The 12,675-nt window shown below is 72.0% G+C and carries 14 protein-coding genes; 5 read left to right on the forward strand and 9 right to left on the reverse strand.

The features are described 5' to 3' along the window. Window positions 1-509 precede the first annotated feature (509 nt). Window positions 510-1,310 (reverse strand): SDR family oxidoreductase, encoded by an 801-nt coding sequence (locus OXR63_RS15110; protein WP_267424584.1) that lies wholly within the window; start codon window positions 1,308-1,310, stop codon window positions 510-512. A gap of 289 nt (window positions 1,311-1,599) precedes the next feature. Here OXR63_RS15110 and OXR63_RS15115 point away from each other — a divergent pair, with 289 nt between their 5' ends. Next, on the forward strand, window positions 1,600-2,928 hold the full coding sequence (locus OXR63_RS15115; RefSeq protein ID WP_267424585.1) for an ABC transporter substrate-binding protein: 1,329 nt from the start codon (window positions 1,600-1,602) through the stop codon (window positions 2,926-2,928). A gap of 91 nt (window positions 2,929-3,019) precedes the next feature. On the opposite strand, the gene rarD is transcribed toward OXR63_RS15115, so the two are convergent. After that, window positions 3,020-3,961, reverse strand: a complete 942-nt coding sequence (gene rarD / locus OXR63_RS15120) for an EamA family transporter RarD (protein WP_267424586.1) — start codon at window positions 3,959-3,961, stop codon at window positions 3,020-3,022. A 132-nt stretch (window positions 3,962-4,093) separates the two neighbouring features. After that, entirely contained in the window at window positions 4,094-4,390 is a 297-nt protein-coding gene (groES, locus tag OXR63_RS15125) for a co-chaperone GroES (protein ID WP_056121496.1), read from the reverse strand. A gap of 146 nt (window positions 4,391-4,536) precedes the next feature. On the opposite strand from groES, the gene OXR63_RS15130 reads away from it, so the two are divergent. Then, entirely contained in the window at window positions 4,537-5,727 is a 1,191-nt protein-coding gene (locus OXR63_RS15130; protein ID WP_267424595.1) for a class I SAM-dependent methyltransferase, read from the forward strand. 28 nt (window positions 5,728-5,755) lie between these two features. Here the strand turns inward: OXR63_RS15130 and OXR63_RS18475 are convergent, their stop codons facing one another. From OXR63_RS18475 to OXR63_RS15155, 5 genes are all read right to left on the reverse strand, one after another. Further along, a complete protein-coding gene (locus OXR63_RS18475; protein ID WP_267424596.1) occupies window positions 5,756-6,496 on the reverse strand; it encodes a DUF4190 domain-containing protein in 741 nt (246 codons plus the stop codon). Window positions 6,497-6,615: 119 nt separating this feature from the next. Next, entirely contained in the window at window positions 6,616-7,665 is a 1,050-nt protein-coding gene (gene tsaD, locus OXR63_RS15140) for a tRNA (adenosine(37)-N6)-threonylcarbamoyltransferase complex transferase subunit TsaD (RefSeq protein ID WP_267424597.1), read from the reverse strand. After that, window positions 7,658-8,197, reverse strand: coding sequence for a ribosomal protein S18-alanine N-acetyltransferase (gene rimI, locus OXR63_RS15145; protein WP_267424598.1), 540 nt, complete (start codon window positions 8,195-8,197; stop codon window positions 7,658-7,660). The genes tsaD and rimI overlap by 8 nt, the downstream gene beginning before the upstream one ends. Then, the gene (gene tsaB, locus OXR63_RS15150) at window positions 8,194-8,823 is read right to left on the reverse strand and encodes a tRNA (adenosine(37)-N6)-threonylcarbamoyltransferase complex dimerization subunit type 1 TsaB (protein WP_267424599.1); all 630 of its coding nucleotides are present in this window, start codon (window positions 8,821-8,823) and stop codon (window positions 8,194-8,196) included. Before tsaB ends, rimI begins: the two co-directional genes overlap by 4 nt. 37 nt (window positions 8,824-8,860) lie before the next feature. After that, the gene (locus OXR63_RS15155) at window positions 8,861-9,166 is read right to left on the reverse strand and encodes a hypothetical protein (protein ID WP_267424600.1); all 306 of its coding nucleotides are present in this window, start codon (window positions 9,164-9,166) and stop codon (window positions 8,861-8,863) included. 139 nt (window positions 9,167-9,305) lie between these two features. On the opposite strand from OXR63_RS15155, the gene OXR63_RS15160 reads away from it, so the two are divergent. The 3 genes from OXR63_RS15160 to OXR63_RS15170 are packed head-to-tail and all read left to right on the forward strand — an operon-like array spanning window position 9,306 to window position 12,200. Then, on the forward strand, window positions 9,306-10,280 hold the full coding sequence (locus OXR63_RS15160) for a CPBP family intramembrane glutamic endopeptidase (protein WP_267424601.1): 975 nt from the start codon (window positions 9,306-9,308) through the stop codon (window positions 10,278-10,280). Continuing rightward, the gene (locus tag OXR63_RS15165; RefSeq protein WP_267424602.1) at window positions 10,267-11,535 is read left to right on the forward strand and encodes a sensor histidine kinase; all 1,269 of its coding nucleotides are present in this window, start codon (window positions 10,267-10,269) and stop codon (window positions 11,533-11,535) included. Before OXR63_RS15160 ends, OXR63_RS15165 begins: the two co-directional genes overlap by 14 nt. Then, a complete protein-coding gene (locus OXR63_RS15170; RefSeq protein WP_267424604.1) occupies window positions 11,532-12,200 on the forward strand; it encodes a response regulator in 669 nt (222 codons plus the stop codon). Before OXR63_RS15165 ends, OXR63_RS15170 begins: the two co-directional genes overlap by 4 nt. Here the strand turns inward: OXR63_RS15170 and tsaE are convergent. Further along, complete coding sequence (gene tsaE / locus OXR63_RS15175; protein WP_267424630.1) at window positions 12,197-12,655, reverse strand: tRNA (adenosine(37)-N6)-threonylcarbamoyltransferase complex ATPase subunit type 1 TsaE; 459 nt, start codon at window positions 12,653-12,655, stop codon at window positions 12,197-12,199. The genes OXR63_RS15170 and tsaE overlap by 4 nt on opposite strands. Between the last annotated feature and the right edge of the window lie 20 nt (window positions 12,656-12,675).

Below are 12,675 nucleotides of genomic sequence, written 5' to 3' on the forward strand. Positions count from 1 at the left end.
CCCGTCGGACCTGCTCGCGAGACACCCCCGTCTGCGCGAGACGCCCCTGTCCGCGCGAGACACCCCTGTCTCGTCGACACGTGTTCCCGAATGCCCGTCGGACCTGCTCGCGAGACACTCCCGTCTGCGCGAGACACCGCTCCCCTGCCGAGACGCCGCCGAAAACTGCGGCGTCTCGGTGTCGAGGGGGCGTCTCACCGAGACACCGGCGTCTCAGCTGCCCCACGCGCCCGACCACCGGCGTCGCGGCGCTGCTCGCCCGGGATGCCCGTCGGACCTGCTCGCGAGACACCCCTGTCTGCGCGAGACACCGCTCCCCTGCCGAGACACCTCCGAAAACTGCGGCGTCTCGAGGTCGAGGGGGCGTCTCACCGAGACACCGGCGTCTCGCGTCACGCACCCACCGAGACACCGGCGTCTCGGCAGCCGCACTCACACGCGCCGAGACACGCGGCCAGACACGCGCCGAAGCACCCGCCGAAGCACGCGCCGGAGCGCCCGCCGAGGACTCAGGCCGAGCGCCAGTCGTCCGACGTGATGTGCGACCCGCCGTGCGGCCCCATCTGCAGCATGCCGCCGTCCACGGGCAGCGACACCCCCGTGATGTACGACGACGCGGGCGAGGCCAGGAACGCCACAGCGGCCGCGATCTCCCACGCGTTCCCCGGTCGGCCGAGCGGAACGCCGGGGCGGGAGATCGTCTGCGGGTCCTCGTCCTCGGCGCCGGTCATCCGCGTGGCGATCTCGCCCGGTGCGACCGCGTTCGACGTGATCCCGTACTGGGCGAGTTCGATCGCGATGGTCTTCAGCAGGCCGCCGAGTCCGTGCTTCGCGGCGTCGTATGCGCTCGACCCATACCGCGGCTGGTGCTCGTGCACGCTCGTGATGCCGATGATCCGCCCTCCCGTGCCCTGCTCCACCATCCGGCGAGCGGCGGCCTGGATCGTGACGAACGCCCCGTCCAGGTCGGTGGACACCGTGTGGCGCCACTGGTCGAGCGTCATCTCGAGGAACGGCGCGTTGTCGCCGGTGCCGGCGTCGGCGACGATCACGTCGACGCCGCCGAGCTGCTCGACGAGGCGGTCGATCACGGCTGCGGCGCTCGCGAGGTCGCTGACGTCGATCTGCTCGACGAAGGCCTGGCGTCCGGCGGCGCGGACCTCCTCGGCGGTCTCGTTCGCACGGTCGGGCTCGGACAGGTAGGTGATGCCGACGTCCATCCCCGCTGCGGCGAGCGCGACGGCGGTGGCGCGACCGATGCCGGATTCGGAACCGGTGACGATTGCTCTGGTGGGCTGGTAGTCGCTCATGCCTGCGGAACGTACGCCGAGCCTCCAGGGCGCCCTGCCGGACCATCCGCCCGGCGCAACCAGCCCGAAGACCGGACCATCCGCCCAGCGCAGACCGCGCACTCAGCCCCGCAGCCCGACCCCGAACGTCCCCACAGCCTTCGTCACGGCTTCGTAACGAAACACTTTCCGTACCACCCCGTCACACGGGCGAAACACTCAGACCCTACTTTTGCTCGCATCCCCACGTGGAGGTGCCGCACTCGACCCGATGCGGCAACGGCCTCCGCGCACAGAAAGGGTTCCACGGATGATCAGAACCACCCGCGTCACCACGGCGCTGGCACTGGCGGGAGCGGCTGCGGTCCTGCTCGCGGCGTGCTCCACCTCCGGCAGCACCAGCCCGTCCTCGTCGGCCTCGGCCGCCAAGAAGGACCCGGCCTCGAGCTGCAAGGCGCCGTCGTCGCCCGGCACCGACGCGCTGAAGATCGGCACGATCCTGCCCCTCACCGGATCGCTCGCCTACCTCAACCCGCCCGCCGAGTCGGGTGTCGGCCTGGCCGTCGAGGACATCAACTCCGCTGGTGGGGTGCTCGACAAGGACGTCGCCATCTCCCCGCAGACCGACTCCGGTGACAGCACCGACATGACCGTGTCGAGCTCCGCGGCGACGAAGCTCGTCAACGCGAAGGTCCCGGTCGCGATCGGCGCCGAGTCCTCGTCCGTGACGCTGAACGTCGTCGACCAGCTCACCAGCAACTGCATCGTCGAGATCTCGCCCGCGAACACCGCGTCCGACCTCTCGGGCTACTCGTCGTACTACTACCGGACCGCTCCGCCGGACTCGGTGCAAGGTTCGGCGCTCGGCCAGCTCGTCACCGGTGACGGCAACGCCAAGGTCGCGTTCCTCGTCTTCAACGACACCTACGGCACCGGCCTGCGCAACTCCGTGCAGGCGGCCGTCGAGGCCTCCGGTGGCCAGGTCGTCTACGGCGGCAAGGGCAAGGGCCAGGAGTTCCCGCCCGGACAGACCACGTTCTCGTCCGAGGTGACCGCCGCGCTCGCGACCAAGCCGGACGCGATCGTCGTGCTGGCGTTCGACGAGACCAAGTCGATCATCCCCGAGCTCAAGTCGCAGAACGCCGACATGGCGAAGATCTACATGTCGGACGGCAACACGGCCGACTACTCGAAGGACTTCGACCCGGGCACCCTCGAGGGCGCGCAGGGCACCATCCCCGGTGCCTCGCCGAAGGACGACCTGAAGCAGCGCCTCGCCGAGTACTACAAGAAGTCCTCCGGCAAGGACCTCGCCGACTACTCGTACGCGGCGGAGTCCTACGACGCCACGACCCTCGCCGCCCTCGCAGCGGTGAAGGGCAAGGGCACCGACTCCGGGACCATCCAGGCCAACATGGACAAGGTCTCCGGCGTCGACGGCGGCACCGAGTGCGCCACGTTCAAGGACTGCAAGACGCTCCTCGACGGTGGCAAGGACATCCACTACACGGGCCCGTCCGGCATCGGTCCGTTCGATGCGAACAACGACCCGTCCACCGCCTACATCGGCATCTACAAGTTCGACGGCGACAACAAGCCCGTCTACCAGAGCGCCATCCAGGGCGCCGTCAAGAAGTAGCACCGCACCATCACCGAACGGCCCCGGGAGCTCGGCTCCTGGGGCCGTTCCGCGTTCCGGCAGGGCGGACGGGAGGCTCGGCTGACGTCCGTCAGGCCGCCTGACGCGGGAGCAGGGTGCGGCGGGCGCGGTGCGCGGCCACCAGGGAGTCGGTGGTCAGGACCAGCAGGGCGACCCAGACGATCCCGAAGCCGATCCAGCGCGAGGCCGACATCGCCTCGTGCTGGACCACCACGCCGACGACGAGCTGCAGCACGGGCGTGAGGTACTGCGTCAGCCCGAGCGTCGAGAGGGACAGCCGGCGGGCCGAGGACGCGAACAGGAGCAGCGGCACGGCGGTGGCTGGACCGGCACCGAGCATCAGGAGCACGTGCACCCAGCCCTCGGACCCGAAGGTGATCCCGCCCGCGACGCCCGTCACCCCGAGCACGACGAGGGCGATGACCGCGAGCGGCGTCAGCCACATCGTCTCGATCGTCAGCCCGCTGAGCGCGTCGACCGTCCCGCCGACCCGCTTCTTCACCAGGCCGTAGAGCCCGAAGGAGAACGCCAACGCGAGCGAGATCCACGGCATCTGGCCGTACCCGACGGCGATCACCACCACGGCCACGACGCTGAGCCCGACCGCTGCCCACTGCACCGGACGCAGCCGCTCGTGGAGCAGGACCACGCCGAGTGCGATCGTCACCAGCGGGTTGATGAAGTACCCGAGCGCGGCCTCGACCGTGTGGCCCGTCGTCGTCGCGAGGACGTACACGGTCCAGTTCACGAGGATGAGCACGGCGGCGATCGCCATCACGCCCATCACCCGGCGCTGCGCGATGAGGGACCTGGTCCGGAGCCACGACCGGGTGAGCGCGATCCCGACCAGGCAGAAGACCAGTCCGACGACGATCCGCCAGGCCACGATCTCGAACGCGCTGGCGGGTGCCATGGCCACGAAGAGCAGCGGCATCAGTCCCCAGAGCCCGTACGCGATGACCGCCTGCAGGACCCCGACCGACGCCTCGCTCCGCACCACGCGCTCTGTCACGCACCAATGCTACGGATGCAGGCCATCGTGGCGGACCCAGGGGGAGCCTCCCGGCCGGCCTGGACCGTCCGCGGAACGCACGAACGCCCCGTCAGCGCAGGGCTGACGGGGCGTTCGAGGAGTGGAGCTGTCTCAGTGCTCGATGACCGCGAGAACGTCGCGGGCGGAGAGGACCAGCAGGTCCTCGCCCGAGTACTTGACCTCGGTTCCGCCGTACTTCGAGTAGATGACCTTGTCGCCGACGGCGACGTCGAGGGGGACGCGGTTGCCGTTGTCGTCGATGCGACCCGGACCCACGGCCACGACCTCGCCCTCCTGCGGCTTCTCCTTCGCGGTGTCCGGGATGACGAGACCGGAGGCAGTGGTCTGCTCCGCCTCGACCTGACGGATGACGATGCGATCTTCGAGCGGCTTGATGGTGACGGCCACGGTGACCTCTTCTTTCTCGGTACTGACTGGTACAGATGAAAACCGGTTGGCACTACGCGCACGAGAGTGCCAGGTCCAACTGTAGGGGGCGGCTGGCACTCGGTCAATCCGAGTGCCAGGTCTCCTGGTGATGACAGGATCGTCTCATGGACGCTGCCGAACTCGCTCAGCTGCTGACCCCGGACGGCATGGCGCTGCTCGACCGCACGCCGGCGGTCTCCGACGGCGGGGAGATCGTCCGCGTGGTGTCCCGACTGCGCGCCGAGGGCCACGACCCAGGACTCGTCGCAGCGGTGCTGACGCAGGCGAAGCTCCGCCAGAAGGCACGGGGCAAGTTCGGCGACTTCGCGAGCCGGATGCTCTTCACCGAGGCCGGGCTCGAGCAGGCCACACGGCTGTCCGTCGCCGCGCAGCACGCCGGACGCTTCGCCGCCGCCGGGCTGCGGCGGGTCGCGGACCTCGGCTGCGGCATCGGCGGGGACGCGATGGCGATGGCGGCGCTCGACCTCGACGTCACGGCGGTCGACCGCGACGAGGTCACGGCGGCGGTCGCGACGCACAACCTCGCGCTCTGGCCGGACGCCCGCGTCGAACTCGGGGACGCCGCGGCATTCGACCTGTCCCGGGTCGACGGTGTCTGGATGGATCCCGCACGGCGCACGACCGGGCACACCAACACCCGTCGACTGGCTGATCCCGACGACTGGTCGCCGTCGCTCGACACCGTGTTCGCCGCCGCGACGACCACACCGACGGGCGTGAAGCTCGGGCCGGGCATCGACCGCGACCTGGTCCCCGACACCGCCGAGGCGCAGTGGACGTCCGTCGACCGCGAGGTCGTGGAGCTCGCCCTGTGGTTCGGCCCGCTCGCGCGACCCGGCATCCGGCGTGCGGCGACGGTCATCGGGGCGCACGGCATCGCGGAGCTGACCGCCGACGGCGACACCGAGGACGTCGACACCGGGCCGCTCGGCGAGTACCTCTACGAGCCCGACGGTGCCGTGATCCGCGCGCGGTTGATCGGCGACCTCGCACGGCAGCTCGACGGGCGGATGCTCTCCGAGGGCATCGCGTACGTCAGCGCCGACCGTGCCGTGACGACGCCGTTCGCGCAGGGGTTCCGCGTGCTCGACACGATGCCGCTCGACGTGAAGAAGCTCGCCGCACGTCTGGCCGCCGACGGCGTGGGCACCGTCGAGATCAAGAAGCGGGGCGTCGACGTCGACCCCGCCGAGTTCCGGAAGCGCCTGCGGCTGCGCGGTGGGACGGGCCGGATGACGCTCGTGCTCACCCGGCTCGAGGGCCGGCACACGGCGGTGCTCTGCGAGCGGCTCTGACGCAGCGGCTCCCGCGGCGTCAGCGTCGTCAGCGGATGAACGCACCCGAGTCGTAGTCGCCGTAGTCGGTGTACCCACCGCCGGCGTGGGCGCCGATCAGCACGATGAACACGATCCACAGCACGGTGAACAGCGCGGCGGCCCAACCGGTGATGATGCCGGTGAGTGCGAGACCGCGGCCGTTCTCGCCGGTCCGCTTGATCTTGCCGAGGGCGATGTGGCCCATCACAGCGCCGGCGACACCCGTGGCGAGACCGACGAAGATGAACACGAACAGCAGCGAGCCGATGCCGAAGATGATCGACAGGATCGCGAGCACGTTCGTCTTCGGTCGCTGCCCGTACGGCTGGTAGCCGGTGGTGGCGTAGGCACCGGGCTGGGCGTAGGGGTTCGACGCCGCGTACGGGTTGGACGCGGCGTAGGGGTTCTGCGGGGCGCCGTACTGGGGCTGCTGGCCGTACTGGCCCTGGCCGTACTGCTGCTGGCCCTGCCCGTACTGCCCCGGCTGCTGGCCGTACTGCTGCTGCTGGCCGTACTGCTGCTGGCTCTGGCCGTACTGCCCCTGACCGCCCTGGCCGTACTGCCCGGGCTGCTGGTACGGGTTCGCCTGGGGCTGGCCCGGCTGCCGGTAGGGGTCCTGCTGCCGCGGGGCGTCCTGCCCGTACCCACCGGGCTCGGCCGCGGATCCGGGTGCTGGGGCCGACGCGTCCGGCTGCTGTCCGTCCGGCCGCTGCTCGCCCGGCTTCGGCCACTGGTTCTGATCGGACACGATGCACCCCTCCCGACGACCCGTGCGGCCGTCGCCTGCAAGCCTGCCACAGGCGTGGACCCGCCGACCCAGCCCTGTTCGGGGCGGAACAGGGGCGGAACAGCGGCTGAGGCCGGTGCTCAGACCTGGACGGTCGTCACCGGCAGCGTGGAGTCCGCCGCGATCCCGAGGTCGCTCGGTGCGTGCCCCTCGGCGACGAGCCGCGCCCCCACGGCCGCGATCATGGCGCCGTTGTCGGTGCACAGGTCGAGCGGGGGGATGCGGAGCGCGACGCCGGCCTCGGCGCAGCGGGCCTCGGCCACGGCGCGCAGGCGGGCGTTCGCAACGACGCCACCACCGAGGAGGAGCCGGTCGACGCCGGTGTCCCGGCAGGCGTTCAGGGCCTTGGTCAGCAGCACGTCGACCACGGCCTCGCGGAAGCTGGCGGCGACGTCGGCGACGGGGACCTCACGGCCCTCGTCGCGGCAGCGCTCCACCCAGCGCGCGACGGCGGTCTTCAGCCCGGAGAAGGAGAAGTCGTACCGGTGCGCGGCCATGTCCTTCGGCAGGGTCAGCCCGCGGGGGAACCGGATGGCGGTCGGGTCGCCGTCGGCAGCGGCGCGGTCGATCTGCGGCCCGCCCGGGTACGGCAGCCCCAGGAGTCGTGCGACCTTGTCGAACGCTTCGCCCGCGGCGTCGTCGATGGTCTCGCCGAGGAGCTCGACGTCGCCGACCAGGTCCCGCACGAGGAGCAGCGACGTGTGCCCGCCGGACACCAGCAGCGCCACGGTCGGGAGTTCGATCTCGCTGCCGTCCGTACGCAGGACGTCCGCCCCGACGTGGCCGACCAGGTGGTTGACGCCGTAGAGCGGCTTGCCGGTGGCCACGGCGAGCGCCTTCGCCGCCCCGACCCCGACCATGAGCGCGCCGGCGAGCCCCGGGCCTGCGGTGACCGCGACGGCGTCGAGCTCGTCGAGGGTGACACCGGCCTCGGCGAGCGCCTGGGTGAGCGTGGGCGTCATCGCCTCGAGGTGCGCGCGTGCGGCGACCTCGGGCACGACGCCGCCGTAGCGCGCGTGCTCGTCCATGCTCGACGCGATGACGTTCGCGAGCAGGGTGGTGCCGCGGACGATGCCGACGCCCGTCTCGTCGCACGAGGTCTCGATGCCGAGCACCAGGGGTTCACGCATCGAGGGTCTCCTGTCCGATCGGGCCGGGCCCGGTCCGCGGCGGTGTGGTCGACACCGGCGGCAGCTCCGCGCGCATCACCCAGGCGTCGACCCCGTCCGGCTGGTAGTAGCGGGGGCGGACGGCGATCTGCTCGAACCCGAACCCGGTGTACATGGCCTGGGCGACGGGATTGTCGGCGCGGACCTCGAGGAAGACCTCGTGCACGCCACGACGCCTGGCCTCGTCGAGGAGCTCGGTGAACAGCGTCCGGCCGATGCCCTGCCCGCGGTGCTCCGCTGACACGGCGATGGTCTGCACGTCGGCCACGGGGTTGCCGGGCAACGAGGAGAGCCCCGCGTACCCGACGACCGTCGGCGCACCCTCGCCGGTGGTCTCGACGACGACGTAGTACCCGTGCGGCGAGTACAGCTCGCCGGACATCTGCGAGGCCGACCAGGCGTCCGTCGGGAACGAGGCGTGCTCGAGCCACATCACGTCGTCGAGGTCCTGAGGATGAGCGCGCCGCAGGCGCAGCCCGTCGGGCAGCGTCACCGTGCGACCCGCTTCGGAGCGCCCGGGACGGTCACGTCGGGCTCGCGGAGGTAGAGGGGGGTGTCCTCGGCGAAGGGCGCACCGGAGGCGAGCCGGTCCGCGGCGAGCACCCCGAGCCTCCCGGCGGGGACGGTGGCCGCGGTGATCCGCCGGAGCGCCCTGGAGGCTCCCAGCACGTCGTCCAGGTCGGCCGGCTTGGCGAGTCCAGGCCCCGCGGTGCGCGTGCCGGCCTGGTCGTGGACGCTCCAGTACACCTCGCGTCGGCGTGCGTCCGTCAGGACGACGAACGGGCCGGCGTCTGCGAGGTCAGTCGCGGCGACGTCCGCCGCGACCGCGTCGTGGCTGACGAGCGGCAGGAACGGGACGGCTCGCGCGGCCGCGAACGTGCGGGCGGCGGCGATGCCGACGCGCAGTCCGGTGAAGGGGCCGGGGCCCATGCCCGCGACGACGCCCGTGACGTCAGCCGGCGTGATGCCGGCGGAGTCGAGGGCATCGGCGAGGAAGGGGCCGATGACCTCGGCGTGCCGGCGGGTGTCCTCCGTCGAGCGCTCGGCGAGGACCCGACGGCTCGCGGGGTCGACGACGGCGACGGAGGTCCCGGCGGAGGTGTCGATCGCGAGCAGCACCCGTCCATCGTAGGCGGCTCGGCAGCCCCGTCGGCGTCTAGGCCGCAGGCTGTGGACGGAGCGTGCCGGGTCCCACGGGCAGCACGCCGGCGCGGTACTCGTACCCCTGGTCAGCGGGGGCGACGGTGATGCTCGCGGCCCCGAACCGCCACGCGCGGTTGTAGCAGTAGACGCCGATCTCGGTGTCGCCGTCCGGCACCGCCCAGGTACCGACGCCCCACTGGGCGGGCTGACCGACGCCGTTGACCGTGACGGTCGGACGGGCGAACCACGTCAGCAGCGGGCGGGTGATCCGGAGTTCGACACGGCGTCGTGTCGTCCCCGAGGGCAGTGTCGAGTCCACCGCCGAAGCATACGGGCCACGCCTCCTCCTTTCGGACGATGTCCAAGACCTCCTCCTTCCTCCGGTCGTCCCAGGCGACGGCGCTTCCTAGCGTCGTGGTGTGACCGATCGACGGTTGCGGATCGACACGGAGGACACCATGACCACCATCACCCCGACCAGGGCGACGCCCGACACGGGGGGTGCCCCGAACCTCATCAGGCGCCACCCGCTCGTCGCGTTCGCGGTCCTCGCGTGCGGCCTGAGCTGGCTCGCATGGCTCCCGTACATCCTGTCCCCGCACGGCCTCGGCGTGTGGGACTTCCACGTGCCGGAGATGCTCGGCTCGGCGCAGCTCGCCGGTGTCCTGCCCGGTGCGCTCCTCGGCCCGCTCGGCGCCGCGTTCCTGGTCACCGCGGTCACCGACGGCCGCGCCGGACTCCGCACCTGGGTCGGCCGGCTCTGGAAGTGGCGGGTCGCGTGGCAGTGGTACGTGCTCGCGCTCGTCGCGGTGCCGCTCGTGGTGGTGGCCGCCGGTGCGATCGCGTCCGGCGGGGTCATCCACCCGCCGTCGCTGCTGGCACTCGCCACGATCGTCCCAGCGCTCGCGCTGCAGATGGTGACGACCGGCCTGTCCGAGGAGCCGGGCTGGCGTGACTTCGCGCTCCCCCGCCTCCAGCGCCGCTTCGGCCCGCTCGGTGCCGCCGCCGTCCTCGGTCCGCTCTGGGCGCTGTGGCACATGCCGCTCTTCCTCAGCGACTGGGGCGGATGGCCCGACGCGCACTGGACCGCGCCGCTGGTCTTCGCCGGCTTCACGATCACCTTCAACGTCGTGATGGCGTGGGTGTTCAACCGCACGGGGCAGAGCCTGCCGCTGTCGATGCTCCTGCACGTCGGCGTGAACAACACCGTCTCCGTGCTCTGGACCGACATGTACCCGGGCATCGACGGTGACCGCGGCGTGCTCGTGCTCTTCATCGGGGCCACGGTCGCTGCCCTGGCGATCATCATCGGCACCCGCGGACGACTCGGCTACACCGGCGAGCTCGACGGGACCAGCACCGGTGACCGTGGCGACACCGTCGTGCACGGCTCCGACCAGCGCTTCGTAGACTCGGCTCATGGCCACCGCTGACGCCCGGACGAGCGCCGACGTGTCCATCCGTCGCCGTGACGTCGTCGTCGCCGCCGTGACCGCAGTGGTCTCGATCGGGCTCCTGCTCTCCCTGCCCGCGATCGACGCCGCCGACCCCGACGGCTCCTCGCTCGGCGTCCCCCTCGGCACGGACGTGGGTTCCGGCGGCTGGTGGCTGCTCCTCGTCGTGCTGCTCGTGCAGTCCGCCGCGCTCCTGCCCGTTCGTCGCCTGCCGGGGTCCGTCCTCGTCGCCACGGCGGCACTGGCCGTCGTCCCCGCGGCGGTCGCGGGTGCCCTGTACGGCCTCAGCGCCCTCCCCGTCGGGGTCGCCGTCGTGCTCCTCGTGCTCACCGTCCCGCCGCTCCGGCGCTGGCCGGCCCTGGCGGCCGCGGCAGCGCTGGTGGCGACCGGCGTCACGATCAGCACGGACATCGTCTTCGGCGCGCGGCTGGCCGCCGCGGTCGGCCAGGGACTCCTGCAGGCGGTCGGCGTCGTCGCCCTCCCCCTGCTCGCCGCCCTCGTCGTCCGGTCCCGCCGCGAGGTCGGCACCGCTCGCCGCGACGAACAGCGTGCCCTGGTCGGCGAACGCGAGGCCATGGTCGACGCCACCCTCGCTCGCGAACGCGCCGCGATGGCCCGTGAACTCCACGACATCGCCGCGCACCACCTGTCCGGCATCGCCCTGATGGCCGGCGTCGTCGACCGACAGATCGACACCGACCCGGAGCAGGCCCACGCCGGCGTCCGCCAGGTGCGCGACCAGAGCAGCGCGGTGCTCGACGACCTGCGCCGACTCGTCGGGCTGCTCCGAGACGAGTCCGCTGCCGCCGAACGCTCCGTCGAGACGTTCGTCACGCTGCCCGAACTGGTCGCGCGGACACCGGGCGACGTCGGCTTCTCGGTCCTCCGCCCGCAGGGCTCCGACGACGGACCGTTCGGCGCCGGGGTCGGCCCACTCGCACAGCTGGCCGCGTACCGCACCGTCCAGGAGGCCCTGGCCAACGCCGCCATGCACGCTCCTGGCACCGCGTGCTCCGTCCAGGTCGACGACCGGTCAGCAGAGCAGGTCACGGTCGCCGTCCACAACGACCCGCCGTCGGCGGCGCCGGTCGCGCGGTCCTCGGCGGGCGGGTTCGGGTTGCTCGGCATGCGCGAGCGAGCGGAACTCGTCGGAGCCACCGTGAGTGTCGGACCCGCTGCGGACGGCGGCTGGGACGTCCGCCTGGTGCTCCCGCGCGAGGGGTCCTCCCGGTGATCCGCGTGCTCGTCGCCGACGACCAGGCCCTCGTCCGTGCCGGCATCTCGGCGCTGCTCGGCGCCGAGGAGGACATCGAGGTCGTCGGTGTCGCGTCGGACGGCATCGAAGCGCTGGCGCTGGCGAGGAGCACGCGCCCGGACGTGGCGTGCCTGGACATCCGGATGCCCGGCCTGGACGGCATCGAGGTCGCACGCGCGCTGTGCGGCCCCGATGCCGACCCCGCCGTGCCCGCGCTGATGCTCACCACGTTCGACCTCGACTCCACCGTCTTCGGCGCCCTCGAGGCCGGCGCGTCCGGGTTCCTGCTCAAGGACGCCGACCCGGACACGATCATCGGCGCCGTCCGCCAGGTCGCAGCGGGCAACGGCACGCTCGACCACCAGCTGACCAAGCGTGTGCTCCGCGAGTTCGTCGAACGTCGGCAACTGCAGCCGGTGACCGGGGCGCGGGCGGACGACCTGCTCACCGCCCGGGAGCACGACGTGCTGCTGCTCCTGGCGCAGGGGCTGTCGAACGAGGACATCGCGGCGGAGCTCGTCGTCGAGCTGTCCACGGTGAAGTCCCACGTCGCGCGGATCCTGCCGAAGCTCGGAGTCCGGTCGCGCCTGCAGGCCGTGGTCTGGGCCTACCAGAACCGCGTCGTCCTGCCGCCGGACGCCTAGAGGCTGACGCCGTCCCAGCGGGTGCCGGTCGCGGTCACGACGACACGGCGCGGTTCGTCGGGGACGTCATCCGGGTCGAGGTCATCGGCTGCCGCACCGGCGTCGGCACCGGTCGCGCGGGTGATCTCGACGTCGAGCACGGCGTCGCTGATCCCGTCGACCATGCCGCGACCCCACTCGACGACGACGATCGCACCGTCCCAGTCGAGGTCGAGGTCGTCGAGCTCGACCGGGTCGCTCAGACGGTAGGCGTCGACGTGCACCAGGTCCGGCCCGGCCGTCGTGGGGTGGGTCCGGGCGAGCACGAACGTCGGGCTCGACACCTGGCCCCGGGCGCCGAGCGCCGCTCCGAGGCCCCGGGTCAGCGTGGTCTTGCCGGCACCGAGCGGCCCCGTCAGCACGACGAGGTCCCCGGCGCGCAGCACCGCGGCCAGTCGAGCCCCGAGTGCACCCATCTCCGCCGTGCTCAGGACGC

Source organism: Curtobacterium sp. GC_Cur_3 (assembly GCF_026544205.1).
Lineage (GTDB): Bacteria > Actinomycetota > Actinomycetes > Actinomycetales > Microbacteriaceae > Curtobacterium.

Bases quoted from the DNA above. Each gene is read 5' to 3' on its own strand.
- OXR63_RS15110 (WP_267424584.1), bottom strand. From the start codon at position 1,310: ATGAGCGACTACCAGCCCACCAGAGCAATCGTCACCGGTTCCGAATCC.
- OXR63_RS15130 (WP_267424595.1), top strand. From the start codon at position 4,537: ATGGACGCTGCCGAACTCGCTCAGCTGCTGACCCCGGACGGCATGGCG.
- OXR63_RS15160 (WP_267424601.1), top strand. From the start codon at position 9,306: ATGACCACCATCACCCCGACCAGGGCGACGCCCGACACGGGGGGTGCC.
- tsaD (WP_267424597.1), bottom strand. From the start codon at position 7,665: ATGCGTGAACCCCTGGTGCTCGGCATCGAGACCTCGTGCGACGAGACG.
- OXR63_RS15165 (WP_267424602.1), top strand. From the start codon at position 10,267: ATGGCCACCGCTGACGCCCGGACGAGCGCCGACGTGTCCATCCGTCGC.
- OXR63_RS15115 (WP_267424585.1), top strand. From the start codon at position 1,600: ATGATCAGAACCACCCGCGTCACCACGGCGCTGGCACTGGCGGGAGCG.
- tsaE (WP_267424630.1), bottom strand. From the start codon at position 12,655: ATGGGTGCACTCGGGGCTCGACTGGCCGCGGTGCTGCGCGCCGGGGAC.